The 23101-nt window shown below is 37.3% G+C and carries 26 protein-coding genes and 1 other RNA gene; 18 read left to right on the top strand and 9 right to left on the bottom strand.

Annotation, left to right across the window (positions count from 1 at the left end; genetic code table 11):
* Nucleotides 1-43 precede the first annotated feature (43 nt).
* From CYP43_RS06020 to rnpB, 4 genes are all read left to right on the top strand, one after another.
* On the top strand, nucleotides 44-865 hold the full coding sequence (locus CYP43_RS06020) for a thiamine-phosphate kinase (RefSeq protein WP_103582871.1): 822 nt from the start codon (nucleotides 44-46) through the stop codon (nucleotides 863-865).
* Nucleotides 843-1967 (top strand): tRNA pseudouridine(13) synthase TruD, encoded by a 1125-nt coding sequence (truD, locus tag CYP43_RS06015; protein WP_103582870.1) that lies wholly within the window; start codon nucleotides 843-845, stop codon nucleotides 1965-1967. Before CYP43_RS06020 ends, truD begins: the two co-directional genes overlap by 23 nt.
* A gap of 457 nt (nucleotides 1968-2424) precedes the next feature.
* Nucleotides 2425-3042, top strand: coding sequence for a Type 1 glutamine amidotransferase-like domain-containing protein (locus CYP43_RS06010; protein WP_103582869.1), 618 nt, complete (start codon nucleotides 2425-2427; stop codon nucleotides 3040-3042).
* A gap of 141 nt (nucleotides 3043-3183) precedes the next feature.
* An RNA gene (gene rnpB / locus CYP43_RS06005) (RNase P RNA component class A) lies at nucleotides 3184-3509 on the top strand.
* A gap of 14 nt (nucleotides 3510-3523) precedes the next feature.
* On the opposite strand, the gene CYP43_RS06000 is transcribed toward rnpB, so the two are convergent.
* Genes CYP43_RS06000 through CYP43_RS05985 form a run of 4 tightly spaced genes read right to left on the bottom strand, consistent with a single transcriptional unit; the run spans nucleotide 3524 to nucleotide 6283 of the window.
* The gene (locus CYP43_RS06000) at nucleotides 3524-3751 is read right to left on the bottom strand and encodes a hypothetical protein (protein WP_103582868.1); all 228 of its coding nucleotides are present in this window, start codon (nucleotides 3749-3751) and stop codon (nucleotides 3524-3526) included.
* A complete protein-coding gene (gene fliS / locus CYP43_RS05995; RefSeq protein WP_072594313.1) occupies nucleotides 3744-4115 on the bottom strand; it encodes a flagellar export chaperone FliS in 372 nt (123 codons plus the stop codon). The genes CYP43_RS06000 and fliS overlap by 8 nt, the downstream gene beginning before the upstream one ends.
* Before the next feature lie 9 nt (nucleotides 4116-4124).
* On the bottom strand, nucleotides 4125-5885 hold the full coding sequence (fliD, locus tag CYP43_RS05990) for a flagellar filament capping protein FliD (protein ID WP_103582867.1): 1761 nt from the start codon (nucleotides 5883-5885) through the stop codon (nucleotides 4125-4127).
* 2 nt (nucleotides 5886-5887) lie between these two features.
* Complete coding sequence (locus CYP43_RS05985; protein ID WP_072594311.1) at nucleotides 5888-6283, bottom strand: FlaG family protein; 396 nt, start codon at nucleotides 6281-6283, stop codon at nucleotides 5888-5890.
* Nucleotides 6284-6403: 120 nt separating this feature from the next.
* On the opposite strand from CYP43_RS05985, the gene CYP43_RS05980 reads away from it, so the two are divergent.
* The 14 genes from CYP43_RS05980 to CYP43_RS05915 all read left to right on the top strand — a co-directional run bounded on the left by CYP43_RS05980 (nucleotide 6404) and on the right by CYP43_RS05915 (nucleotide 17879).
* Nucleotides 6404-6748: an ornithine carbamoyltransferase gene (locus tag CYP43_RS05980; protein ID WP_103582866.1), complete on the top strand. Its 345-nt coding sequence runs from the start codon at nucleotides 6404-6406 to the stop codon at nucleotides 6746-6748.
* Nucleotides 6745-7311: a 16S rRNA (guanine(966)-N(2))-methyltransferase RsmD gene (gene rsmD, locus CYP43_RS05975; protein WP_103582865.1), complete on the top strand. Its 567-nt coding sequence runs from the start codon at nucleotides 6745-6747 to the stop codon at nucleotides 7309-7311. The genes CYP43_RS05980 and rsmD overlap by 4 nt, the downstream gene beginning before the upstream one ends.
* 64 nt (nucleotides 7312-7375) lie before the next feature.
* The gene (locus CYP43_RS05970) at nucleotides 7376-8428 is read left to right on the top strand and encodes a flagellar basal body P-ring protein FlgI (protein ID WP_021091361.1); all 1053 of its coding nucleotides are present in this window, start codon (nucleotides 7376-7378) and stop codon (nucleotides 8426-8428) included.
* Nucleotides 8428-8727, top strand: coding sequence for a rod-binding protein (locus CYP43_RS05965; RefSeq protein WP_103582864.1), 300 nt, complete (start codon nucleotides 8428-8430; stop codon nucleotides 8725-8727). Before CYP43_RS05970 ends, CYP43_RS05965 begins: the two co-directional genes overlap by 1 nt.
* Before the next feature lie 58 nt (nucleotides 8728-8785).
* Entirely contained in the window at nucleotides 8786-8989 is a 204-nt protein-coding gene (locus CYP43_RS05960) for a flagellar biosynthesis anti-sigma factor FlgM (protein WP_072594307.1), read from the top strand.
* A gap of 13 nt (nucleotides 8990-9002) precedes the next feature.
* The gene (gene flgN / locus CYP43_RS05955; protein ID WP_021091397.1) at nucleotides 9003-9434 is read left to right on the top strand and encodes a flagellar export chaperone FlgN; all 432 of its coding nucleotides are present in this window, start codon (nucleotides 9003-9005) and stop codon (nucleotides 9432-9434) included.
* Between the two features lie 3 nt (nucleotides 9435-9437).
* A complete protein-coding gene (gene flgK, locus CYP43_RS05950; protein ID WP_103582863.1) occupies nucleotides 9438-11309 on the top strand; it encodes a flagellar hook-associated protein FlgK in 1872 nt (623 codons plus the stop codon).
* A complete protein-coding gene (locus CYP43_RS05945) occupies nucleotides 11306-12073 on the top strand; it encodes a TIGR02757 family protein (RefSeq protein ID WP_103582862.1) in 768 nt (255 codons plus the stop codon). The genes flgK and CYP43_RS05945 overlap by 4 nt, the downstream gene beginning before the upstream one ends.
* A 66-nt stretch (nucleotides 12074-12139) precedes the next feature.
* Nucleotides 12140-12676, top strand: coding sequence for a superoxide dismutase family protein (locus tag CYP43_RS05940; RefSeq protein WP_103582861.1), 537 nt, complete (start codon nucleotides 12140-12142; stop codon nucleotides 12674-12676).
* Between the two features lie 154 nt (nucleotides 12677-12830).
* Nucleotides 12831-13592 carry a TSUP family transporter gene (locus CYP43_RS05935; protein WP_103582860.1) on the top strand — a complete coding sequence of 254 codons (762 nt, stop codon included), beginning with the start codon at nucleotides 12831-12833 and terminating at the stop codon, nucleotides 13590-13592.
* Between the two features lie 65 nt (nucleotides 13593-13657).
* Nucleotides 13658-14341, top strand: coding sequence for a F0F1 ATP synthase subunit A (locus tag CYP43_RS05930; protein WP_054196701.1), 684 nt, complete (start codon nucleotides 13658-13660; stop codon nucleotides 14339-14341).
* 162 nt (nucleotides 14342-14503) lie between these two features.
* Nucleotides 14504-15925 (top strand): Asp-tRNA(Asn)/Glu-tRNA(Gln) amidotransferase subunit GatB, encoded by a 1422-nt coding sequence (gatB, locus tag CYP43_RS05925; protein WP_103582859.1) that lies wholly within the window; start codon nucleotides 14504-14506, stop codon nucleotides 15923-15925.
* An 11-nt stretch (nucleotides 15926-15936) separates the two neighbouring features.
* Nucleotides 15937-16827, top strand: coding sequence for an NAD(P)H-dependent glycerol-3-phosphate dehydrogenase (locus CYP43_RS05920; protein ID WP_021085124.1), 891 nt, complete (start codon nucleotides 15937-15939; stop codon nucleotides 16825-16827).
* Nucleotides 16824-17879 carry a glycoside hydrolase family 3 N-terminal domain-containing protein gene (locus CYP43_RS05915; RefSeq protein ID WP_103582858.1) on the top strand — a complete coding sequence of 352 codons (1056 nt, stop codon included), beginning with the start codon at nucleotides 16824-16826 and terminating at the stop codon, nucleotides 17877-17879. The genes CYP43_RS05920 and CYP43_RS05915 overlap by 4 nt, the downstream gene beginning before the upstream one ends.
* Before the next feature lie 80 nt (nucleotides 17880-17959).
* On the opposite strand, the gene CYP43_RS05910 is transcribed toward CYP43_RS05915, so the two are convergent.
* From CYP43_RS05910 to rarD (CYP43_RS05890), 5 genes are read right to left on the bottom strand one after another with little or no spacing between them, the layout of a single operon-like run.
* On the bottom strand, nucleotides 17960-19153 hold the full coding sequence (locus tag CYP43_RS05910) for an McrC family protein (RefSeq protein ID WP_103582857.1): 1194 nt from the start codon (nucleotides 19151-19153) through the stop codon (nucleotides 17960-17962).
* Nucleotides 19154-19169: 16 nt separating this feature from the next.
* A complete protein-coding gene (locus tag CYP43_RS05905) occupies nucleotides 19170-20831 on the bottom strand; it encodes an McrB family protein (protein WP_103583044.1) in 1662 nt (553 codons plus the stop codon).
* 55 nt (nucleotides 20832-20886) lie between these two features.
* Nucleotides 20887-21339: an aryl-sulfate sulfotransferase gene (locus CYP43_RS05900; protein WP_103582856.1), complete on the bottom strand. Its 453-nt coding sequence runs from the start codon at nucleotides 21337-21339 to the stop codon at nucleotides 20887-20889.
* A complete protein-coding gene (rarD, locus tag CYP43_RS05895) occupies nucleotides 21332-22219 on the bottom strand; it encodes an EamA family transporter RarD (protein WP_103582855.1) in 888 nt (295 codons plus the stop codon). Before rarD (CYP43_RS05895) ends, CYP43_RS05900 begins: the two co-directional genes overlap by 8 nt.
* Nucleotides 22207-23091, bottom strand: coding sequence for an EamA family transporter RarD (gene rarD, locus CYP43_RS05890; protein ID WP_103582854.1), 885 nt, complete (start codon nucleotides 23089-23091; stop codon nucleotides 22207-22209). The genes rarD (CYP43_RS05895) and rarD (CYP43_RS05890) overlap by 13 nt, the downstream gene beginning before the upstream one ends.
* Between the last annotated feature and the right edge of the window lie 10 nt (nucleotides 23092-23101).

Below are 23101 nucleotides of genomic sequence, written 5' to 3'. Positions count from 1 at the left end.
TATTTTATCCTAAAATTAAAAGGAGTTTCATTATAATGGCCCGATGGATAAAGAAAATTTTACGATTGGATGCTTTGGTAACGCTTATATTGGCGATGATGCGGCTGTACTTGGTAAGCAGGTCTTTAGCAAGGATATTTTTGCTGAAAATTCACACTTTAAGCATGGCTGGCTAAGCCTTGAAGAGATCGGCTATAAGGCGATGATCGTAAATTTTTCAGATACGATCGTGATGAATGCTAGGCCAAAATTTGCGCTTCTTGGACTTAGTTTGCCAAAGAATTTTACGCCGCAGCAAATCAAAGAGCTAAGTGGCGGCATAAATAGAGCTTGCGAGGAGTTTGGCGTAAGGATAATCGGTGGCGACACGATAAGTAGCAAAATTTTAAATATAAGCGTTAGTGTAATTGGCGAGCTAAATGGCAAAGCTGTGCTTAGGAAAAATGCAAAATACGGAGATCTGGTGGCTTTTACTGGCGAGCTTGGAGGTAGCAAAAAGGGGCTAAATTCGCTTCTAAGGCTAGCTAAAATCTCAAAAAACTCACGATTTAAAAAGCCTATTTTAAGAGATAAATTTTTCTACAAAGCAGCTCATCTTATAAACTCCGCTATGGATATCTCAGATGGGCTAAATGCAGATCTTGCTAAGCTTTTAAAGGCTAGCAAAAAGGGTGCTAAATTTACAAAAAAACTAAGTAAATTTGAGCTTAGTAGTGGCGAAGAGTATGAAATTTTATTTACTTTTAGTCCTAAAAAATTAAATGCCATTAAAAGGATCGCCACAAAAACACGGACAAAGATTAACGTCTTTGCAAAAATTTCAAATAAAAGGTTAAAACAAAATGCAAGAAACCACCACTTTTAAGCCACTTTATGCACTCACTCATGCGCCCATAGAGGCCTATTTTTCTAAAAATTCAGATGATTTTGTCGTGCGCGAGATACCACTTTACGAGTTTAGCGGTGACGGCGAGCACTTGATCGTTGAAATTTCTAAAAAAGATATGACGACAAGCGACGCTTTGCATGCCTTAAGCGAGGTTACAGGGGCTAAGATGCGCGACTTTGGCTATGCGGGGCTAAAGGACAAGCAGGGTATGACGACGCAGTTTGTCTCTATGCCACGTAAATTTGAAGCGGCTCTGGCAAATTTTAGCCACGAAAAGATGAAAATTTTAAGCCTAAATGTGCATAAAAATAAGCTTCGTATCGGACATCTAAAGGGAAATAGCTTTTTCATCCGCTTAAAAAAGGTGCTACCAAGTAATGCCAAAAAGTTAGAGCAAGCATTTATTAGTATTGACAAAATGGGCTATGCAAACTACTTTGGCTATCAGCGTTTTGGTAAATTTGGCGACAATGCCGAAACTGGCCTTGAGCTTCTTAAAAACGGGACGATAAACGGCAAAAAGAGCAAAAATGTAAAGCTAAACGACTTTTTGATCTCGGCATATCAAAGTGATCTTTTTAATCGCTGGCTTAGCAAACGCGTGGAGATTTCGAGGTTTGCGCAGGATTTTGGCCTAGGCGAGCTAGCTCAAATTTACCCGTATCTTGACGGCGCGATTTTAAAAAATTTAAAATCACAAAAGAGATTTTTTAAGCTGATGGAGGGCGAAGTTTTGGGTCACTATCCGCACGGCAAGTGCTTTTTATGCGAGGATTTGGACGCTGAGGGCGCGCGCTTTGACGCTAGAGATATCACTAGCTGCGGGCTGATCGCGGGCGCGAAGGCGTATGAGGCGCAGGGTGCGGCGAGAATGGTCGAGGATCAAATTTTTGCGCAGGCAAATGAATACAAAGCTAAAATGACGGGATCTAGGCGCTTTGCGTGGTGTTATTTGGAGGATGCAAGCTACAAATATAACGAGGAAAAGGCGCACTTTACGATAAATTTTACTCTACAAAAAGGAAGCTACGCGACGGTGGTGCTAGAAGAAATCTTGCATAAAAATATCTTTGAGTAGGGCGGCGGCTCATCTTGCGAGCGCTTTTAAATGAATTTTGCGTCTATGCTGGTAACTGCAAGCAGAGTATAAATTTTGCTCTGCGATAGGCTGTATGCCTTATTTTTGGACGAATTTTACTTCTTTTGTTTAGCTACGAGCATAGTGGCACATAAAACATTTAAAACCATCTCGCAAAACTTCGCCTTAACTTTCAAGTTTAAATTTCACAAATCAAAATTCACCTCGCCTGACGCTCTTTAAAAGCTGTGAGCCAAGCGGTACAAAAATACTTTACTTTATTGTTTGAAATTTAAATTTGTGGCTAAATTTATCAAATTTTTGCACCAAGATCCTTATCCTAAAATCGCTAAATTTTACCCGTAAAGCAAGATGCGCTGGCGACGCGAAACACAAGTGTTTCTAGGCTCGTTTGGATATAATGGGTTTGCAAATTTATATTTTAAAAGGATTAAAAATGGCAAATATTTTTCTTTGCTCTTACTTTGCGGAGGTTGCGAGCAAGATTAATGAAGTGGTAAATTTTCAAGGCAAAGATATTGTTTTTATAGATACTGCGGCCAAATTTGAAGAGGTAAATTTCTACGTCGGCGAAGCGGCGGAGATTTTAGAAAATTTTGGTGCGAAGCTAAGACACCTTGACGTCTCTTGCGCCAAGGATTCGGCAGCGCTAGTATCTAGCCAAGATGAGCCATCTTGTGAAGATAAAATTTTATCTACTATTAGTCAGTGCGACATCATTTACGTTAGCGGCGGAAATACGTTTTATCTGCTTAACGAGCTGCGAAAATCGCGCGTATGGCAAGCTATAAAAAATGCAATCAAAGCGGGCAAAATTTATATCGGTGAGTCGGCGGGAGCGATAGCGGCGGCTCCAGATACGAAATATGCTACGCTAATGGATGAAAATAGCGCAAAAATGAGCGATTTTGCGGGGTTAAATTTGGTTGATTTTTGCGTCGTGCCGCACTTTGGTTGCGAGCCTTTTACGGAGGCTACGCGCGAGATAATGGAGAAATTTGGGAACTTGTACGATTTACGACCTATAGACAATGCTGAGTTTATCGCGCTTTGAGATAAATTTTTAATAAAACATACGCTAAATATTTACTCAAAGCATTCTATCTGCCTGCAAATTTACCTTTTAAATAAAAGAATATAAAGTTTAAAGTTTTAAAAAACTAGAAATTTAAGCCAAAGCCGCTATAATTTCGCTCTGGCACGGTAAGCGATCGCTTTTGTTTTTGCAAAAGAGGAAAGTCCGAGCTGCGATAAGACAAGGTTCCATCTAACGGATGGCTAGGGAAACCTAAGGGATAGTGTAACAGAAAGCAGACTTCCGCTTCGGCGGTAAAGGTGAAACGGTGGGGTAAGAGCCCACCGGCACGCTTGGTAACTTGCGTGGCCATATAAACCCAACCTGCAGCAAGAAGGGATGGTTTTGGTCTTATATTAAAACCCTTCGCTAGAGTTTGTTTGTAAAAGCAAGCGTAGATAAATGATCGCTCAAGACAGAACTCGGCTTAACGCCGTGCCTTTAAATTTATAAAAATTGATTAGTTTGCTACGTATTTTTGAGCTTTTTGTAGTTTTATAAGCTCATTTTGGATGTGCGAAGACTTGCTTTTTAAAAGCTCTATTGCACCGCCAATTAGTGCTTGTGCTTCTTGTGCTGAAGCTAGGTTTGTAAACATATCCTCACTAAAATTTTGTGATAAAGCAGCTATCTTGCCTGTATCTTCGTTTATCAATGCTAATTTAAACTCATTAATCCAACTATTCACCTGAAGTTACCTCTCTCCATGCTTCAGATAGTTGCTTTACGACATTGGTTACTTCGTTTAAAGCTGCGACATCATTTTGTATATTTGCCATAGCAAGAAGCTGCATCTGTCTTGTATAAAGGCCGCTAAGATAGTGGGCTACGTCGCCTTGAGAATAATCAAGTGAATTTAAAAGCTCAACAAAAATAGCGTTTGTCCTATTAATATAATAAACTTTTTTCTCTATATCTCCAGCTTCTATCGCCTTTTTGGTACGAAATATAAATTTTAAAATTCCGTCATAAAGCATTTCTATTAATTTAGTTGGGGACTCTATGCCCCCAAAACTAGACTGTGCGTATGCACTATATGCACTTTGATTCATCTTTCTCTCTTATTTTCTACTATTTATCTCTGCATCTATTATTGATTTTAGTGTTGAGAACTGATTTTCTAAGCTTGCGATGATAGCGTTGTACTTTATAAAGCGCTCTTGCATTGTTGTATATTTCTCATCTAAAAGCTTTTGTGTGCTCTCTTTATTTTTTGTGATCGACTCGTTTTCGTCTTTTAGCTGATTTTGCATAGCGATCATTGTGCCTTTTTTACCAACGACACCATCAAGCATTTTAGCTAGCTTTGTAAATAGCCCATCTGTTTTTTTAGTTACTGAATTTACAGTTGCTTCATTCATACCTAGAGCTGTTAAGGCTGAATTTTTACCTTTTACCTCGATATTTTCGCCATCGCTTCTTTTTAAGACGATTCTTTTGCCACTGTTATCAAGACTGGCTGTAACTCCAGTTATGCCAGCGTCATTTATGGCTTGTTGAAGTTTTAGTGCGTTCTCTTCAGCTGTGGCAGTAGCAGTAGTTGAGAATGTAACTGACTTGCCGTTTATCGTAAGATCACCAGCTTTTATATCTAATGCCCCAGCGCTAACAGTCGATGCTCCCATATAGCTTATTGGCTCGATCTTGCTTGATCCCATGAAAAATTTCTGAATCTCTTCAGGATCTTTGCTAAGAGCTGCATTTAGTTTATTTAGATCAAGCTGAAGTTGTCCGTCTTTATCAGGCACTATGCCATATTTACTTAATGCTTTACCTTCGCTATCTTGTCCATTTACAAGACGACCAATGTTTGATCTTAAACTTGAAATTTCGCTAACGCCTTGGAAAGTGCCAGCTCCTTTTTCCTCGTCATATTTTGTAGCTATGCCAAGGTTCATGGTCATTAGGTTGTAGTCTTTGATAAATTCTTCAACCGCTTTTATTACCTCTTTTGTATCCTGAGAGACGCTCACGTTTGTTTTACCAGTTTCATTTAATGTAATAGAAATTCCCGGCCTTAAGTCGTTGAAGGTATTTTTGCTTCTTTTTACATTTACTCCGTTATATGTAAATTCCGCATCTTGTGCCTTTAAAATTCTATTTTTTTCAAAATTTGATGTCATCTTTGGTGTGCCATCAGGATTTGTTAGTAGAGTACCATTTGCATCTTTATCTTGAAACTGCGTACTATCCCAGCCAAGCTTATCTAAAACACCAGCCGTATCATTTGAAAATTTAATAGTCTGCGTAGCACCAGTGTTGCCTGATTGAAGCATGATTTGATTTGGCTTATCTCCGCCAACATTTAAAATTCTAGCTTGCAATTTACCACGACTAATATCATTTATCTTGTCTACAATATCTTGATATGTGGTTGATCTAGTTACGCTAATAGAAAATTTTTGTCCATCGATCTCAACGTCAAAAGAGCCGTTGCTTGCCGCACCTACTAAGTTTGAAGCGTTTTTGAAATTTGAGCTTTGAAATGTATCTTTTTGAGCAAGTTTTTGCACATCGATACTAAAATTTTGCACGCTAACGCCATTTGCTGCTGAGGCTGTTACGCTTTTACCAGCGTTATTTGTAGTTCTTTTTAGATAAAGTGCCTCTCCGCCAAGCGTTTTGCCACTTACGTTTACGTTGCTAACTAGAGTTTTTAGCGCTGCAAGGTCTTTTTGCTTTAGGTCATTTCTTTCTAGCCTTTTTGTTAAAGGCTTGATCTGTCCTGCTTCATCTGCTTCTTTTAATTTCTTGATAAGATCATCATTTAGTCCGCTATTTTTTGTACCGATTCCTAAATTTGTTACGTTACCTACTGCCATTTTTAACTCTCCTTGTCAAAAAGTATTCCGATGCTTTCTTTGAAATACTCGCTTATTCTTATAGCTTCTTTGCTTGGAAGTTGTGTTATCTCTTCGCCAGTTTTAGCATCTTTTACTTGCACGACCATTAAATTTAGCTTCTCGTTGTAAGCAAATCTTACATTAGTATCGAGTTGCTGCATTTGATAGTTTAGTCTGTCAGTGACCTCTCTTGTTCTTTTGGCAAGCTCTTCGTTGCTAAGTCCGTCTAGCTCGTTAATGTCTTTTGTTTCGTTATTTTTATCAGCACTTAATTTAACATCAGAATGCTCGATAGGTCTGCTGTCTATTTGACGCTGAGCGGATGTGCTCATGCTTGTATCTAGTACCTGATTTGCTGCTGCCTTAAAGATTTCCATAGTTTTACTCCTTAAAACTTACGTTAGCTTCTACATCGGTAAAATTTTAAAATCCTTTAGTGTTTATACAAATTTTTGATTATTTAGGCTAAAATTGAGCAAAAATTTATAGGAAGAGATATGAAAATTTCATTTGAGTGCGAGTGTATTTTGCTTCAAAAGACACTGCTACTTTTTTGTGGAAATTTGGCTGCTCATCATAAGGATTGTGATTTTGTAGTGAGTGATCACGAAATATCAACAAAAAAACCACTATTTATAATAGGAAAAAATGCGCATCTTTCTCATCCTTTTACCAAAATGGCACTTCTTGATACGCTTGAAGAATTTTACTCAGCTATGCAAATTTCAAAAGCAAATGAGCTAAATGAAGCTAAAAATGAAAAGGGCTTAGAAGAGAAAATTTCACTTTTGATAGATAAATTTAAAGCTGATCTGCTTGAAATTTTAAGGGCAAATCAGTGAAGCTTTACACTAAAATCTCAAGTGGTAAATTTAAAGGCAAAAGGCTTGAGCTGCCAAGCCTAAGCACGACTAGAAGCACAAAAAGTATCGTAAAAGAGTCCTTTTTTAACGTCATTAGAGATGAAATTTACTCGCTTACATTTATAGAAGGTTTTGGTGGAAGTGGCGTGATGGCAAGCGAGGCCGTTAGTAATGGAGCACGTGAGGCTATCGCTATCGAAAAAGATAGAGCCGCTTTTAAGATCACGCAAAGCAACCTTGCAAGCCTAGAGTGCTCGAATTTAAAAGCGATAAATGGCGATACCTTTTCTGTCTTGCCCGATATTATAAATTCTCAAAGTGGTAAGGTCTTGCTCTACCTTGATCCACCGTTTGACATAAGAGCTGGCTTTGATGATATCTACGAACAACTTGTAAATTTAATCTCACAGCTAAAAAAAAATAAAATTTATATGATAGTTTTTGAGCACAACAGCGACTTTAAATTTAGCGATGAAATTTCTACATATAAGCTTGTAAAATTTAAAAAATTTGGAGCTACTTCGCTCTCTTACTTCCAATAATTTATAAAAATTTGGAACATCTTTTGCTTTAAAAACCTAAAATAGCTAAATTTTAGGAAAAAATATGAAAAAATTTTTATCTTTTGTAGCAGCTTCAGTGATAGCTACTTCAGCCTTTGCTACACAGATAAAAGAGCTTGCAAGCATAGTTGGCGTAAGAGATAACCAGCTAATAGGCTACGGCCTTGTGGTTGGACTAAATGGCACAGGTGATGGCTCAACGTCAAAATTTACGATCCAGTCTTTATCAAACATGCTTCAAGGCGTAAACGTAAAGATAAATCCAGATGATATCAAGTCAAAAAACGCAGCTGCTGTTATGGTAACAGCTAAGCTTCCTGCGTTTGCAAGGCATGGTGATAAACTCGATGTCGTGATCTCATCTATCGGCGATGCAAAAAGTTTGCAAGGCGGCACTCTTCTCATGACGCCACTAAAAGGCGTTGATGGTGATATTTACGCTTTGGCTCAGGGTGCTTTAAGCATCGGCGGAAAAAGCATGGGTAGATCAGGTGGCAACCACCCAACTGTTGGCTCTATTCTAAATGGAGCTTTGGTTGAACGAGAGGTGACTTATGACATTTACAATCAAGATAGCATAAGACTAAGCCTAAAAGATACAAATTTTAAAACTGCTCTTGATATCCAAAATGCTATAAATGCAAATATCTCTGATGATGCCGCAAAGGCGATCGATCCAAGAACGGTTATCGTTAAAAAGCCAGATGATGTTAGTATTATCGAGCTTGCAAGCGCCGTGCTCGATCTTGATGTGGAGTATAAGCCAGATGAGAAGATAGTAGTTGATGAGAGAACTGGCACGATAGTAAGTGGCATAAATGCCGTAGTTAGCCCAGTTGTCTTAACGCATGGTGCAATCACAATAAAAATAGAGCCAAATAGCTACGATGAAGCAGCACAAAATGATGTAAATATAGGAAGCGATACATCTGTCGCACCTAGTCAAAATTTACTTAAAATTTCAGGTGAAAAAACAACCGTTGCAAATGTAACAAGAGCGCTAAATAAGCTTGGAGCGACACCAAGCGATATCATATCGATACTTGAAAATTTAAAGCGAGTTGGTGCGATACAAGTTGATCTGGAGATAATATAATGCAAATAGATAACACTTTAGCACTAAATTCATACAATGAAATTTCGGCAAATAAGATAAAAAACGCAAATGCTAAACAAGATGCACTTTTAAAAGAGCAAACTGATGCATTTGAGGCATATATGGTAAAGGCTGTGCTTGATATCGCTTTAAAAGAAGATGACAAGAACTCACTCTATCCAAAAGCCGCTGGCAGCGACATTTACAGGTCTATGTATAACGACGCTATGAGCAAAGCTTTGAGTGGAAATTTAGGTTTTTCAGAACTTTTGTACGATTTTTTAAAGAGAGACTCTTAAGTAAATTTATATTCTGCCGATGTAGTGATATAAACATTTTATTTTAAGAGGTATGAATATGATAAGGCCTTTGAACCAAAGACCAAATTTTCAGGCAAATACGCTAAATAAAAATAGCGATGCCAAGGTCGAAACTCAGAGTAAAGAAGTAAGAACAAACGAAAACGCAAAGCTAAAAGAGATAGCTGATGCCATAGCAAATGGTACTTATCAGGTTGATATCTCAAAAACGGCTAGGGCTGTGGCTGATGCGTTGCTGTAATTAAGGAATTTAAATGATAAAAAAGCTTTTGGACGAGGCTATAGGCGAGCTTGATGAGCTTATAAATTTAACCATACAAGATATCGCAAATATAAAAGAGGCTAAGCACTCAAGCGTTGATGAGAGTGTAAAGAAAAAAAATGCCTTAGTTCGTGCATTTGAAGATACGAAAAGAGCACTAGATAAGGAGCTTTTAAAGGTATCAAAAGAGAGCGGTACGACTACACTTGCTAGTGTTTTAGACGATGAAGTGAAGTCAAAGCTTGTTCTTATGCGTTCAAAGCTTGAAAATTTACATAAAGTAAATAAAGAATATGCAAGACATGTTGTTGCCGTTAAAGAATTTTTTGACTCACTTAATGAAAAAATTTTTGGCACTAAAGCAAGTGAGTACGGCCAAGATGGAAACAGCATAGATAATAATTTTTATAAATCAAGGGTTTAAAAAATGGCTAATATCTTTATGTCATTAGGCACGGGTGTTTCGGGGCTAAATGCAGCCCAGCTTCAAATAAGTACAACCGGAAATAATATCGCAAACGCTGATAGCAACTACTATACAAGGCAGCGTGTTGTCCAGTCTGCTTCTCCAGCGATGAATACAGTCCCTGGCGGAGTTGGCACAGGTACGCAAGTAGATACTATAACAAGGCTTCATGATGAGTTTGCCTATTCAAGACTAAAATACTCATCGTCAAATTTAGAAAACACAGCCTATAAACAAAGAATTTTGCAAGAAGCCACAAAATATTTTCCTGATCTAAAAGATAATGGAATGGTGAAAGATATTCAGGAGTATTTTTCCGCGTGGAATAACTTTGCTTCAAACCCTAATGCTGGTGCTCAGAAAGTAAATTTGATAAATAAAGCAAGTGTATTGACTGCAAGTATCAACCGCTCATCAAAGATGCTTTATGATATGCATGAAAAGATCGATGAAACGATAAAAATAAATATAAATGAGATAAATTCGCTAGGCAGACAAATAGCAAATATTAATAAGCAAATCCAAAGAATAGAATCAGGCGCGGACGCTGGTATAAAAATAAATGCAAATGATCTTCGTGATAAACGTGATGAGCTTGAGCTTGCGATGTCAAAGCTAGTAAATACAGCAGTTTATAAAAGCGATCTAAAGAGCAATTCTAGGGTAGATACAGGAATAACAGATCAAGGAAAATACTACAATCTAAACATTGGTGGCGTAAGTATCGTTGATGGTGTAAATTTTCATGAAATTTCTATGAGTTCAACTGAAAGTGGAAGATATACAAAAATTTATTATGAAAGAGAAGATGGCAGAAGAATCCCAATGGAAGAAAAGATTACAGGCGGTAAAATCGGAGCCGCACTTGATCTTAGGGGCCGAAACTACGAGCCAGATAATGATAAATTTAGCGACGGAACGATCCAAAAATACATTGATAATTTAAATACATTTAGTAAAGCCTTGATAACAAGTACAAATAATATCTATGCCGAATCCGCAGTTGAAATTTCTAACTCAGATCCGATAAGTTACTTAGAAGGCGATAAGACATTGATGAATCATGATAATAGTATAAGAAACGGAAGTTTTGAAGCTATTGTTTATGATAACAAAGGCAATGTCGTGGCCAGAAAAACTATAAATGTAAATGGTACGACGACGATGAATGATACAAGATATGGCAACTCTATCGTCAAAGACTTTAACTCAAACTCAGATGACAACAAAGACAATAATATGCTAAATGACGTTGATGATTTTTTCGAGGCGTCATATTTTTATGATAAAAATACCAAAAAAGGCACATTTTCTCTCATTCCAAAGCAAGCTCAAGGTCTTTATAGTATCTCGATAGTAGATCACGGCACAAATTTCCCAGGAGCTGTTGGTATAAATAGATTTTTCTCAGGTACTGACTCAAATAGTATCGGTATAAATCAAAATTTTACCCAAGACCACACAAAGCTTCGTGCCTACTCAAAGCCGGTTATCGGAAATAATGAAGTTGCAAATAAAATGATCCAGCTTCAGTATCAAAAGCAAACCTTTTACTCAAGTGGCATAGCGCTTGATAGAGATGAGACGATCGAGGGATATTACCGCTATCTTACGACTGACATGGCGAGTGATACAGAGGCGAATAATACGATCCACGATACAAATACATCTTTGCAAAAGACAGCTGAAGAGGAATTTCAATCAACAAGTGGCGTAGACACCAATGAAGAGCTTACAAATTTGATCCGCTTTCAAGCAAGTTATGGCGCAGCAGCAAAGATCATCACAACCGTTGATCAAATGCTTGACACGCTTCTTTCACTAAAACAATGATCGAACTAAAGAGCCTTTTAGACTCGCACGTACTTAGCAAAAATACAAATTTGGGGCTGTTTGAAGCCCCAGATCCACTTCAGGTAGCCACTAAATTTAAAGAGCCAAACATAGCGCTCATTTGTGCGTTATTTGCTTATGGCAACGCAAAAATGATAGTGAAATTTCTAAATTCGCTTGATTTTGGTTTGCTTGATGAGAGCGAGCAAAATATCAAGAAAAATCTTTCAAGTTTCAAATACCGCTTTCAAAATGAAAAAGATGTAAAAGAAATTTTTATCACTCTCTCACGCCTAAAAAAAGAGGGTGACATAGAAGAAATTTTACGCCAAGGTCTTGCAAAAAATGGCGAGATGATAGAGGGCGTAAATGAGCTTATAAAATTTATATATAAGCTAAATTCTTACCGCTCTGACGGATATGAGTTTTTCTTTGGTAAGAGTTTTGACAAAGAGCCACAAAGCCCATATAAACGTTACAATATGTATCTTCGCTGGATGGTAAGGGATAGCGACATTGACCTTGGACTGTTTAAAAATTTACCAAAAGATAGGCTTTTGATGCCACTTGACGTGCATACGCATAGAGTTTCTTTAAATTTAGGACTTATAAACAGAAAGAGCTACGATTTCAAAGCAGTCATGGATCTTACAAAAAAACTTAGAGAATTTGATGAGTTTGATCCGATAAAATACGACTTTGCGCTTTATAGAATAGGGCAGAGTAAAGAGTTAGAAACTATCATAAAAAATCTTAATCAATAAAAATTATTGCTAAATTTTTAAATTTAGGGTAGACTTGCCATACAATTTTATCCATAAGGAGCTTGTATGAAAAAAATCGTTTTACTAAGTGCAGTGTTAGGAACTTTGCTTTTTGCTCACGAAGGCCATCACTTTGATCCAAAGGCTGGAGAGCATCTAGTTATACCTGTTAATGAGCTAAGCGAGAAGGGCGATAAGAGTGTCGGCGAAGTAGTAGCTGTTAAGACAAACTACGGCGTTGCATTTTTTCCAAATTTAAAAGGACTTACTGCAGGGCTACACGGCTTTCACATCCATGAAAATGCTGACTGTGGCGCGACTGAAAAAGGCCTTGGCATGAAAGCAGGCGGTCACTGGGATCCAGCTGGCACAAAAATGCACTCTTTTGCTTGGGATGATAAAGGTCACAAAGGCGATTTGCCAGCACTTTACGTAGATGCTGAGGGCAATGCGAACTATCCAGTGCTAGCTCCAAAGATAAAGAGTCTTGACGAGCTAAAAGGTCACTCATTAATGGTTCATGTTGGTGGTGATAATCATAGCGACAACCCAAAAGCACTTGGCGGTGGCGGTGCTAGAATGCTTTGTGGCGTTATTAAGTAGTCACTTTAATAAACGAGTCTTTGAGCTAGATCCAAAGGCTCGTTAAAATTTATAAATTTTAAAAATCTCTCATTTCAAATATAAAAATTTTACAAAAAGATAAGTACAAATAAATTACAATCTGCTTTTATTTCAATTATCAAAAGAGCAAAAAATGGAATTTGATCTACTTAGCTATGTCGTTTTTTTTGTAGCTGCGTTTTTAGGTGGTTTTATCGATTCTATAGCTGGTGGAGGTGGGCTTATAACGCTTCCAGCTATTATGGCGATGGGTGTGCCACCACACCTTGCACTTGGTACAAATAAGCTTCAAGGTGTCTTTGGTAGCTTTACAGCGACTCTAAATTTCACAAAACGGGGATTGATTAATTATAAAGAGTGTTTTGTAGGTATCGTCTTTACTTTTATTGGAGCTATCATCGGAGCGGTGGTTATCTTATTTTTAAATACAAATTTTTTAAAGATAATTATCCCATTTTTACTGATTGCTATTTTTATATATACGCTTTTTATGCCAAAAGTCGGCGAAAATGATAGAGCTGCAAAGATGAATGAAAAGCTATTTTATGTATTTTTTGGGCTAATACTTGGCTTTTATGATGGTTTTTTTGGCCCAGGAACAGGCTCTTTTTGGACATTTGCGATAGTGGCATTGATTGGGCTAAATTTAAAAAAGGCTGTCGCTCATACGAAACTCTTAAATTTTACTAGCAATATCGTTGCTCTTGGCATTTTTATAGCTGGCGGACAGATGCTTTGGGCTGTTGGGCTTTTGATGGCAGTTGGTCAAATTTTAGGAGCATATTTTGGATCAAATCTTGTCATTAAAAAAGAGGTAAAATTTATTAGAACAATGTTTCTAGTGGTAGTTGCAGTAACTATTTGTAAATTGATTTTCGATTATTTCAGAGTTTAAAATTAAAAATGTTTTAACAATAATTTTGTTACAATCACGCAAAATTCTAAATCCAAGGTAAATTAATGAAAGATTTGTTTCTATTTTCAAATTTCCTAAATAGCTCCCACGCCTTTATCTATGCGTTTCACTTTCTGCTTGTAGCTTTAATTGTTATCATAGTTGCTTATATAGCAAGGAGTAAGATGCAGCTTGTACCAAGAGGTCTTCAAAATATAGTTGAAGCTTATTTGGAGGGCGTTATATCTATGGGAAGAGATACTTTAGGTAGTGAAAAACTAGCTAGGAAATATCTTCCACTTGTTGCAACTATCGGTTTTATCGTATTTTTTTCAAATGTTGTAGGTATTATTCCTGGATTTGAGTCGCCAACATCAAGTCTAAATTTAACCCTAGTTTTGGCTTTAGTTGTATTTGTTTATTACAACTTTGAGGGCATTAGAGAAAATGGATTTTTTAAATACTTTGGACACTTTATGGGGCCGAATAAATTTCTAGCTCCTATTATGTTTCCAGTTGAAGTCATCTCGCATCTTTCACGTGTAGTTTCGCTATCATTTCGTCTTTTTGGTAATATCAAGGGAGATGATCTATTCTTGCTTGCGATGCTTACACTTGCACCTTGGTTTGCTCCGCTTCCAGCTTTCGCACTTCTAACGCTTATGGCTGTTTTGCAAACATTTATCTTTATGATGCTAACTTACGTTTATCTAGCTGGTGCTGTTGCTATTAGTGAGCACGAGCATTAAAATTTAAAGCCATATTTTTATATGGCTTTCCCTTTTTAAAACTATTTAAATTTTTAAATTACCTTCTTTATTTTCCGGCCAAAACGCTCATTTTTAGATATTTTAAAAGAAAGTATCGCTAAAATACGCCTTAAAAATTTGTATAAATTTAAAGGTAAAAATATGTTTGAAGTCGTTATCGGTTTAGAAGTTCACACTCAGCTTAATACAAAAACTAAAATTTTCTGCTCTTGCTCGACTAGCTTTGGTGACGAGGCAAATACTCACGTTTGTCCGACCTGCTTAGCTTTACCTGGAGCGCTACCTGTGCTAAACAAAGAGGCAGTCAAAAAAGCGATCAGCTTTGGCACAGCGATAAATGCTAAGATAAATAAAAAGTCAGTCTTTAATAGAAAAAACTACTTCTATCCGGATCTTCCAAAGGCATATCAAATTTCCCAGTTTGAGATCCCTATCGTAGAAGGTGGCGAGCTAATAATCGACGTAAATGGTACTAAAAAACGCATCGGTGTAACAAGAGCACACCTTGAAGAGGACGCTGGAAAGAACATCCACGAAGAAACCGAGAGTCTGGTTGATCTAAATAGAGCTGGCACGCCACTTCTTGAGATAGTTAGCGAGCCAGATCTTAGAAGCAGTGATGAGGCGGTGGCTTATCTTAAAAAACTACACTCAATCCTTCGCTTTTTAAACATCAGCGACGCAAATATGCAGGAAGGTAGCTTTCGCTGCGATGCAAACGTCTCTATCCGTCCAAAAGGCGATACCAAGCTTTATACAAGAGTTGAGATAAAAAATCTAAACTCATTTAAATTTATCCAAAAAGCGATCGATTACGAGGTGGAGCGCCAAAGTGCAGCTTGGGAAGATGGCAAATACGACCAAGAAGTCTATCAAGAGACAAGGCTGTTTGACACGACAAATTTGGTGACAAGATCGATGCGCGGTAAAGAGGATAGCGCAGAGTATAGGTATTTCCCTGACCCTGACTTGCTGCCTGTTGAAGTGTCAGAGCGGATGTATGATGAAGCGATAAAAATTCCAGAGCTTGCCGAGCAAAAGGTCGCAAGATATGTTAGCGAGCTAGGCGTAAAAGAGAGTGATGCCTTGAATTTAACTCAAAGCGTTGAGATGGCTAGATATTTTGAAGAGCTGATCGCTGCTGGAATTCAGCCAAAACTTGCTACTACTTGGCTTATAGTCGAACTTCTTGGTCGCTTAAATAACGGCGTAACGATCGAGACAAGCCCAGTTAATAGTGCCAAAATGATAAATTTACTAAAACGAATAGAAGATGGCACGATAAGCGGCAAGGCTGCAAAAGAGGTTCTAGACTATCTAATGGAAAATGACGTAGATGTTGATAGCGTCATCGAAAAGCTTGGCTTAAAACAAGTGAGCGACGACTCAGCTATTATCGCGATCATAGATCAAATTTTAGCTGCAAACGCCGATAAGGTAGAAGAGTATAAAAACGGCAAAGATAAGATGTTTGGCTTCTTTGTCGGTCAGGTGATGAAAGAGGGCAAGGGTGCCTTTAACCCAGGCAAGGTTAACGAGCTTTTAAAGGCCAAAATAGGCTAAAAAGGGCTAAAATGAGCATAGCAGTCATCGGAGCTGGCAAGTGGGGCAGTGCGCTTTTTCACGCATTTAGTGAAAATAACGAGTGTGTCATCAGCTCAAGAACGCCAAGAGAGATGCCAAATTTTGTAAGCTTGGATGAAGCTTTGGAGTGCGAATACCTAGTCTGCACAATCCCAACTCAAGCTACAAATTTATGGCTAAAGCAAAACTACAAAAACAAAGGTCAAAAAATATTAGTCGCCAGCAAGGGCATAGACACGGCAAATCTTAAATTTTTAAATGAAATTTATGAAGACTTTGTTGATAGAGAAAATTTGGCCTTTCTCTCAGGGCCGACCTTTGCAAAAGAGATCATGCAAAAGCTGCCTTGCGCTTTGGTGGTAAATTCTAAAAATCAAAATTTAGCTTCAAAATTTGCTTCATTTTTCCCAAGCTATATGAAAGCATACACTTCTGATGATGTGATCGGCGCTGAGGTGTGCGGAGCCTATAAAAACGTGATCGCCATAGCTGGAGGTATCTGTGACGGCCTTGGTCTTGGCAACAACGCAAGGGCGAGCCTCATTTCGCGTGGGCTTGTTGAGATGGCTAGATTTGGCAAATTTTTTGGCGCAAAAGATGAGACATTTATGGGGCTAAGTGGCGCAGGAGATCTGTTTTTAACCGCTTCGTCGATACTTTCACGCAACTACCGCGTAGGTCTTGGCATCGCCAGGCACGAGAGATTAGAAAAAATTTTAAATGAGCTTGGCGAGGTGGCTGAGGGTGTGGATACTGCAAGAGCTATTAGCAAGATCGCTAAAGAAAAGGGCATATATGTCCCTATCGCTAGCGAGGTTGAAAATATGCTAAATGGCAAAGACGTTTTTGAGAGCGTAAAATCGCTTTTGGGAAGAAGATGAGAGCTTTTAAATTTATACTTTTTGTGGCTATTTTTACTCTCGGGCTAAACGGCGCTGAAGTGAGCCTAAGAGCTAAGGTCTCGCAGATGATAATGGTTGGCTTTAATGGAGCTAGCACAAAAGACGCTGCGTTTCGCGCGATGTTAAGCGACGCTGGATATGAGAGGTTTGGCGGTGTAATGCTACTTGGCAGAAACGTCACTAGCAAAGCCCAGCTAAAAGCAAGCATAAAGGCGATCAAAGAGAAAAGTCCTAAAATTTTCATCGCTATCGACGAAGAGGGCGGTAATGTGAGCCGCATGAAGGATAAGAGCTTTGATGGTCCATATCCTAGCGCATACGAGGTCGCAAGCACGCTTGATATTAAAAGCGCTTATGATCTCTACTCAAAAATGGCTATAAATTTAAAAGAGTGCGGCATAAATTTAAATTTCGCTCCAGTGGTTGATCTGCACGATGAAAACTCGCCGATCATTGCCGCTAAGCAAAGGGCGTTTAGCGAGTATGCGAGCAAGGTGGTGATCTACGCTGATGCCTTTATGGATGCATTTAAAGAGCAGGGCATCCTAACGACACTTAAGCACTTCCCAGGACATGGCAGCTCAAAAGAGGACTCACATAAAAATAAGAGCGAGGTGACGCTAAGCAAAGACGCGTTACTGCCATACAAAGACGCTATAAGCACAGGTAGAGCGCAGATCATCATGGTCGGACATCTTTTTGTAAAGGGCATCGACGAGGACAATCCAGCCACACTTTCTAAAAAAATAATAACCGATCTCTTGCGAAATGAGCTTAAATTTAATGGCGTAGTTATCAGCGATGATATGCTGATGAAAGGCGTTGGCGACGAAGCTTTAGCGCAAAAAGTGGTGAAATTTATAAACGCTGGTGGCGATATCTTGCTCTTTAGCGAGTTTAAGATAAATAACCAAAGAACGGCCGATCTGATCACTCAGATCATAATCGATGCTGTAAATGAAAAAAAGATCAGCAAAGAGCGAATCGACGCTTCATATAAGAGGATAATGGCTCTAAAAGCGAAGCTTTAATGGTTGCTCTGATGAGTTGCAATCCACTTATTAAGAAATAGAAAATTAGAGTGGAATTTTAAGAGACTTTAAAAAGTACTTTAGACTAGTAATTTTCTAGCAATCTCGTCTTTTTCTAAATCAAAGTATAAAACATTAAGCCACATATTGTTTTCATATCTAAATTTCATTGCTTTTTGGTCAACACCACTTATTCTTGGGTAGACAAGATAAAGCCTACAGCACTCGTATTTCTTACCATAAGAGTAGAGTTGATATAGGTCAGCTTGTGAGATATTATCTCTTGACTTTATGATCTTCCATTTTGTATCAGCTATAAATTTGCTTTCTAAAAATATATCAGGTCTTAGCCTAAAGCTTTTTGGGTTTTCTACGAGGTGCTTTTCTGAGTGTTGCAGTATGACGTTGGGAAGCTTTTTCTTTACAAAATTTCCGACATAGCTTTCAAAGAGCACATTCATATCAAATAGCAAGGCAAAGGCCACATCGCTACCTCTATACGGGCTAAACGACTTATTTTGTAAAAATATCTTACTCCATAAAAGCGCTTGTTCATAGTGTTTTGTTTGGCGATTTAGTTTTAACCGACTAAAGTCCGCATTTATATCAGAGCTAGATGAAATTTCGTCAAAAATAAATAAGTATTCCCTAATAAGTCGTTGATTTTTGCTTGATTTTGAGCGCCTGTATAAAAACTCGAGCGTACTTTTTATGAGGCGATTTTCGGCTCTATCTATGGAAAATTCCTGATAGCAAACGTAAAATCTCTCTTTGTGGACGATATTTTTACGTATTTGCTCCGAGATTTTTAGCTTTCCTTTTAAAAATTTTAGGTTATCTTCTAGCTCTACGTAGTCGCTTTTTATGCCCATTTTTATGAGTTTTGATACTTCATCTAGGAACATCAATATAAAAATTTCAAGAAGCGGTAGATTCAAACTTTTTAAATTCGCTATGTTTATATTTTTAAATGGATGGTTTTTTAAAGTTTTTAACATTCTCAGTAAAATTGTTTTAGAATTTTCTACTGCTTCTTTATTGCCGCCATTGTCGTTATCATGGATCTTTGGAAGTATCTCAAGGCTATCGCCACTTTTTGTCTGGATGATACCGACATAGTTTTGAGCTTGTAAAAAATCGCTCTTTTTGTCTCTGCCGGGCTTTAAAAATTCTACTGCGGCAAAATTTTCTCTAGTAAAGGCATCTACGGCTTTAAATAGGTCTTGGTCGTCTTCCGGGCGAAATTTTTCAAACTCTATTAAGTATTTGGTCATTGCTTTGCGTTTTGTTTTATTCGTAAATTTTTATATAGCTTTGAGGGTTGTTGAAAGTTTCTCGGTTGTTTATCTCGTATAAGACTTTATCGTCTATATCGTCGATTTTTGATCCAAATAATTCTTTTGCAACCATATTTTTCTTGACTTTAATAAACTGCAAATCCTCATCTTTTTGATTATCGCCCAGAACTAGTCTTATTTTCTCCCAATCGTCGTAAAAATACTCTTGTAGTAGCGGTAAAATTTTGTTTTTAAAGACATTTGCAAGCGTTTTTATGTCTGATACATTTATAAAATAAGCATGCCCTATCGTGTGGTCTCTGTCATAAAGATACTCTATGCGTTCGTTTATCGTTTTTAGCATTTGTCCGATATCTATGCCAGCAACTTCTTTTAGATTATTGTATTCTGGCATCATCTCCACAAATTCAAACCTTCTTCTAAGTGCCGTATCCATAAGGGCTATGCTGCGATCTGCAGTATTCATCGTGCCTATTATGTATAAATTTGACGGCACTCCAAATTTCTCTTTTGAGTATGGCAGCTCGACCATTATCTCATCAGTCGATCCGAGCCTTTTTGATGGCTCTATAAGAGTTATTAACTCCCCAAAAATCTTAGATATATTTCCGCGGTTGATCTCGTCTATTATGATTGTATATTTTGGTGTTTTTTCATTTAAAAACTCTTGTTGTTCCTCTTTTGACAAAGTGCAAAATTTATCGAGTCCATCCTTGTATCCAGCCAAGCACAAAGCGTCCTCGCAACACTTATAAAAAATACCTTTTTCTATCCTATAAGATATCTCGTTGTCTTCGTTGCCATTTTCTCTATCAAATACAGGCTTTATGCCCTCAACAAATTCTTCATATCCATAGCTTTGATGAAATGTGATAAATTTTATTTGTCCATTTTCAACATACCTTTTAAATTTAGACATATCACCTGATACATTACCTTCTATAATTTCTAGTGCTTTACGAACAACGTTATATGTCTTTCCAGTTCCTGGAGGGCCGTATAAAATTTGATTAAGTGGATAAGTTAATTTCTTGTCATTGTCGGTCATTTTATATCCTTCATTATCACTATTATTTTGTTGATTATTTTCTGTATTTTTATAAAATTTCTCATATGCCAGCCTATATACATTTGTTAGTGCTTTTAGTAAGCTTGTGTAGTCTAGAGTTGTAAATGTCTCTATATTTTCTATGGCAAAAAATATATTTTTTTCAAATTCAAATTCAAATTTATCAAGTTTAAAACCATCGATATGTATCTTTTTGCATTCTGACTCCAAGAAGTTATATATTTCATCTTTTAGTTTTTCTTCTGTATCGCTTAGTTTTGTATCGATTAGTCCTATGGATACATAAAAATTACTTGGTTTTGCTAAAACGGCAAAATAAATAACTAAATGTGATTCGTTCTTAAAGGGCTTATATCTATTCCATATATATTCTGAAATATTTCCACTATTTTGCCACATCCCATAATCTACAGCCTCAAATCCATTAAATATATCTTTAGAAAAAGTTATTAAATTTTTACGAAAGTTACTTAACTTATAACGTGTTGTTTTGTCGTTTTTGCTATATTTTGTATCTTGTTTGTATCTATTTGTAAAATACTTAAACCCATCTAAAATTTCATTTTTTAAACTATCGCTTATCATATTTCTATCCTTAGTTTTTGTTATTTTATATCTTTTAGTCTTTTGGTTTGTCTTTTTACAACCCATCAAACTCTCTCTTTAGCTCCTCTCTTAGCTCTTCGGCTCTATCTTCGCCGTTTTTGAAATTTATCTTTATAAAGCCATCGAGCTCGTCCAAGATCGCAAAGAGTTCGCTCTCCCAGCTTAAATTTTCTTTCTTTGATAAAGTTTCTAATTTTTCTCTTATTTGCTCTAAGGCATCTAATGCTTTATCTTTTTCAGACTCACTATTTAGCGCATCTTCAAATAAAATATCTTGCCTTAAGGCGTTTATTTTTTTAAATATTACATTGCAAAATTTTGGATATTTTTCAGCATTGTTTAAATTTTCTAAAACCTCTTGTGCGGCCTTTTGATAAGCTGGCACCGCTCCCTCTTCGTCGAGCTTTCTGGTTAGTTTTTGTATCTGAAAATATAAAATAAGCGCTGCAAAAAACGCAAGCAGCAAATAAATCGTAACGCTATTCATTTTTACTCCTTTTTCTAAATTTATCTATGCTAATTATCGCGAGTGCCAGCCAGATCATGCAAAACGAGATGACCTTGTAGCCGTCCAAATTTTCGCCGTAAATGAAGACCGCACAAAGGATCGCGATGGTCGGCGAGATGTATTGCAAGTAGCCAATCGTGGTTAAATTTATCCTTGTTGCAGCTGCGTTAAAAGCGACAAGTGGCACGATGGTTACGATACTTGAAGCGATCATTAAAAGTGAGTCTTCGTTTAGTCCAAAGTGGCTTTTACCTAAAAATGCTATGTAAAAAACGTAGGCAAGTGCAAATGGGAACATAAAAAATGTCTCTATAAAAAGTCCGTTAAATGCGCTAATCTTTGCCATCTTTCTAACTGCTGCGTAAAATCCAAATGAAAGCGGCAAGATGATGGAAACTAATGGTAATCCGCCTTGGGCATAAATTTGTACGCTAATGGCTAAAACGACTATACAAATGGCTAAAAATCCGCTTTTATTTAGCCTTTCTTTGAAAATGATAACACCAAGAAGCATGCTTATTAGTGGATTTATAAAATAGCCCAAACTTGTGTCTAAAATTTTACCATTGCTAACTGCATATACATAAACGCCCCAGTTTGTGGTGATAAATATGCCACTCAAAAATAGGATTTTTAGCGAACGAATATCTTTAAGTAAAGCAAAAATTTCTCCCATTTTGCCACTAAAATAAAGCACTCCAGCCATTAAGAAAAATGACCAAATGACCCTATGAGCTAAAATTTCATAAGCATCGACATCTTTACTAAAGAGGTTAAAATAAACTGCTAAAAATCCCCACATAAAAAACGCACTAAGTGCGAAAGCAACGCCTTTTTGAGCTTCATTTAGTTTTTGCATTTTTTATCGCTTTTTATGGAATTTATGCTATCAATCATCAAGAGCGTAACCGAAATAGCAAGGCATATCATCAAAAAGTAAGAGCTTTTCTCCAGTCTCTCGCCGATAGCAAATGAGACAAAAAGCATCATTATAGGCTCAAAATATGTAAGCAAACCTAGTACATTTATCGGCACGAGCGTGCTTGAGAGGATCTGGGCGATGAGGGCTATGCCGCTGATAGCACCAAGCAAGATGAGCAGATAGTAGATGTTTGGATTTTGGCTCATCACGTAGTTCATATCGGCTGTGAGCGCAAAATAAAATGAGAATAAAAACATAAAAATTATCTCTATAACAAAGCTTGAGAAATTTGCAAGGTTGTAGTACTTTCTAATGGCAAAATAGACTGGATAAAGGCAAAAAACTACAGCGCTCTCCCACGAGATGCCGCCGCTTAGTATAGCTGTACTAAAGACGCCAAGGGCTGCAAAAAATATCGAGGCTAGCTTTGTTTTAGAGAGGTGTTCTTTAAAAAATATCCGTCCAAAAAGGACCATGACTATTGGCATGATGAGGTAGCCGATAGAGACTTTTAGTGCTGCGCCGTTGCTAGGGGCCCAGAGATAGAGCCACATCTGAAATGAGACGATGAGCGAGGTAGCAAGCAAAACTAGTAAAATTTTAGGTTTTAGCTTTATTTTTAGAAGTAAAAATTTGAAATTTCGCTGCTGTTTTAACAAAAAAATGGCGGCGATGACAAAAGGCATGGCAAAGATCATGCGGTATCCAATAAGAGCTTGTGTGCTGATGGGGTTCATGAGCACTGACATGTAGTAAATGCAGTTAAATAAAACTGATGCCAAAAGCGAATAAAAAATGCCTTTTATCATGAAAAAAATC

Origin of the sequence: Campylobacter concisus, assembly GCF_002913045.1 — a bacterium.
Classification (GTDB): domain Bacteria; phylum Campylobacterota; class Campylobacteria; order Campylobacterales; family Campylobacteraceae; genus Campylobacter_A; species Campylobacter_A concisus_AP.
The sequence above is the reverse complement of the archived record's forward strand: the minus strand, read 5'-3'. Positions and strand labels throughout refer to the sequence as shown.

What these genes read in the sequence shown, in the direction of transcription:
- CYP43_RS05960 (WP_072594307.1), top strand. Translation starts at nt 8,786, where the DNA reads ATGATAAGGCCTTTGAACCAAAGACCAAATTTTCAGGCAAATACGCTA.
- CYP43_RS05985 (WP_072594311.1), bottom strand. Translation starts at nt 6,283, where the DNA reads ATGGAAATCTTTAAGGCAGCAGCAAATCAGGTACTAGATACAAGCATG.
- CYP43_RS05940 (WP_103582861.1), top strand. Translation starts at nt 12,140, where the DNA reads ATGAAAAAAATCGTTTTACTAAGTGCAGTGTTAGGAACTTTGCTTTTT.
- CYP43_RS06010 (WP_103582869.1), top strand. Translation starts at nt 2,425, where the DNA reads ATGGCAAATATTTTTCTTTGCTCTTACTTTGCGGAGGTTGCGAGCAAG.
- CYP43_RS05910 (WP_103582857.1), bottom strand. Translation starts at nt 19,153, where the DNA reads ATGACCAAATACTTAATAGAGTTTGAAAAATTTCGCCCGGAAGACGAC.
- fliS (WP_072594313.1), bottom strand. Translation starts at nt 4,115, where the DNA reads ATGAATCAAAGTGCATATAGTGCATACGCACAGTCTAGTTTTGGGGGC.
- CYP43_RS05930 (WP_054196701.1), top strand. Translation starts at nt 13,658, where the DNA reads ATGAAAGATTTGTTTCTATTTTCAAATTTCCTAAATAGCTCCCACGCC.
- CYP43_RS05970 (WP_021091361.1), top strand. Translation starts at nt 7,376, where the DNA reads ATGAAAAAATTTTTATCTTTTGTAGCAGCTTCAGTGATAGCTACTTCA.
- fliD (WP_103582867.1), bottom strand. Translation starts at nt 5,885, where the DNA reads ATGGCAGTAGGTAACGTAACAAATTTAGGAATCGGTACAAAAAATAGC.
- gatB (WP_103582859.1), top strand. Translation starts at nt 14,504, where the DNA reads ATGTTTGAAGTCGTTATCGGTTTAGAAGTTCACACTCAGCTTAATACA.
- rarD (WP_103582855.1), bottom strand. Translation starts at nt 22,219, where the DNA reads ATGCAAAAACTAAATGAAGCTCAAAAAGGCGTTGCTTTCGCACTTAGT.
- CYP43_RS05920 (WP_021085124.1), top strand. Translation starts at nt 15,937, where the DNA reads ATGAGCATAGCAGTCATCGGAGCTGGCAAGTGGGGCAGTGCGCTTTTT.
- CYP43_RS05965 (WP_103582864.1), top strand. Translation starts at nt 8,428, where the DNA reads ATGCAAATAGATAACACTTTAGCACTAAATTCATACAATGAAATTTCG.
- flgN (WP_021091397.1), top strand. Translation starts at nt 9,003, where the DNA reads ATGATAAAAAAGCTTTTGGACGAGGCTATAGGCGAGCTTGATGAGCTT.
- CYP43_RS05935 (WP_103582860.1), top strand. Translation starts at nt 12,831, where the DNA reads ATGGAATTTGATCTACTTAGCTATGTCGTTTTTTTTGTAGCTGCGTTT.
- CYP43_RS05905 (WP_103583044.1), bottom strand. Translation starts at nt 20,831, where the DNA reads ATGATAAGCGATAGTTTAAAAAATGAAATTTTAGATGGGTTTAAGTAT.
- CYP43_RS05980 (WP_103582866.1), top strand. Translation starts at nt 6,404, where the DNA reads ATGAAAATTTCATTTGAGTGCGAGTGTATTTTGCTTCAAAAGACACTG.
- CYP43_RS05915 (WP_103582858.1), top strand. Translation starts at nt 16,824, where the DNA reads ATGAGAGCTTTTAAATTTATACTTTTTGTGGCTATTTTTACTCTCGGG.
- rarD (WP_103582854.1), bottom strand. Translation starts at nt 23,091, where the DNA reads ATGATAAAAGGCATTTTTTATTCGCTTTTGGCATCAGTTTTATTTAAC.
- CYP43_RS05945 (WP_103582862.1), top strand. Translation starts at nt 11,306, where the DNA reads ATGATCGAACTAAAGAGCCTTTTAGACTCGCACGTACTTAGCAAAAAT.
- flgK (WP_103582863.1), top strand. Translation starts at nt 9,438, where the DNA reads ATGGCTAATATCTTTATGTCATTAGGCACGGGTGTTTCGGGGCTAAAT.
- CYP43_RS06020 (WP_103582871.1), top strand. Translation starts at nt 44, where the DNA reads ATGGATAAAGAAAATTTTACGATTGGATGCTTTGGTAACGCTTATATT.
- CYP43_RS05900 (WP_103582856.1), bottom strand. Translation starts at nt 21,339, where the DNA reads ATGAATAGCGTTACGATTTATTTGCTGCTTGCGTTTTTTGCAGCGCTT.
- truD (WP_103582870.1), top strand. Translation starts at nt 843, where the DNA reads ATGCAAGAAACCACCACTTTTAAGCCACTTTATGCACTCACTCATGCG.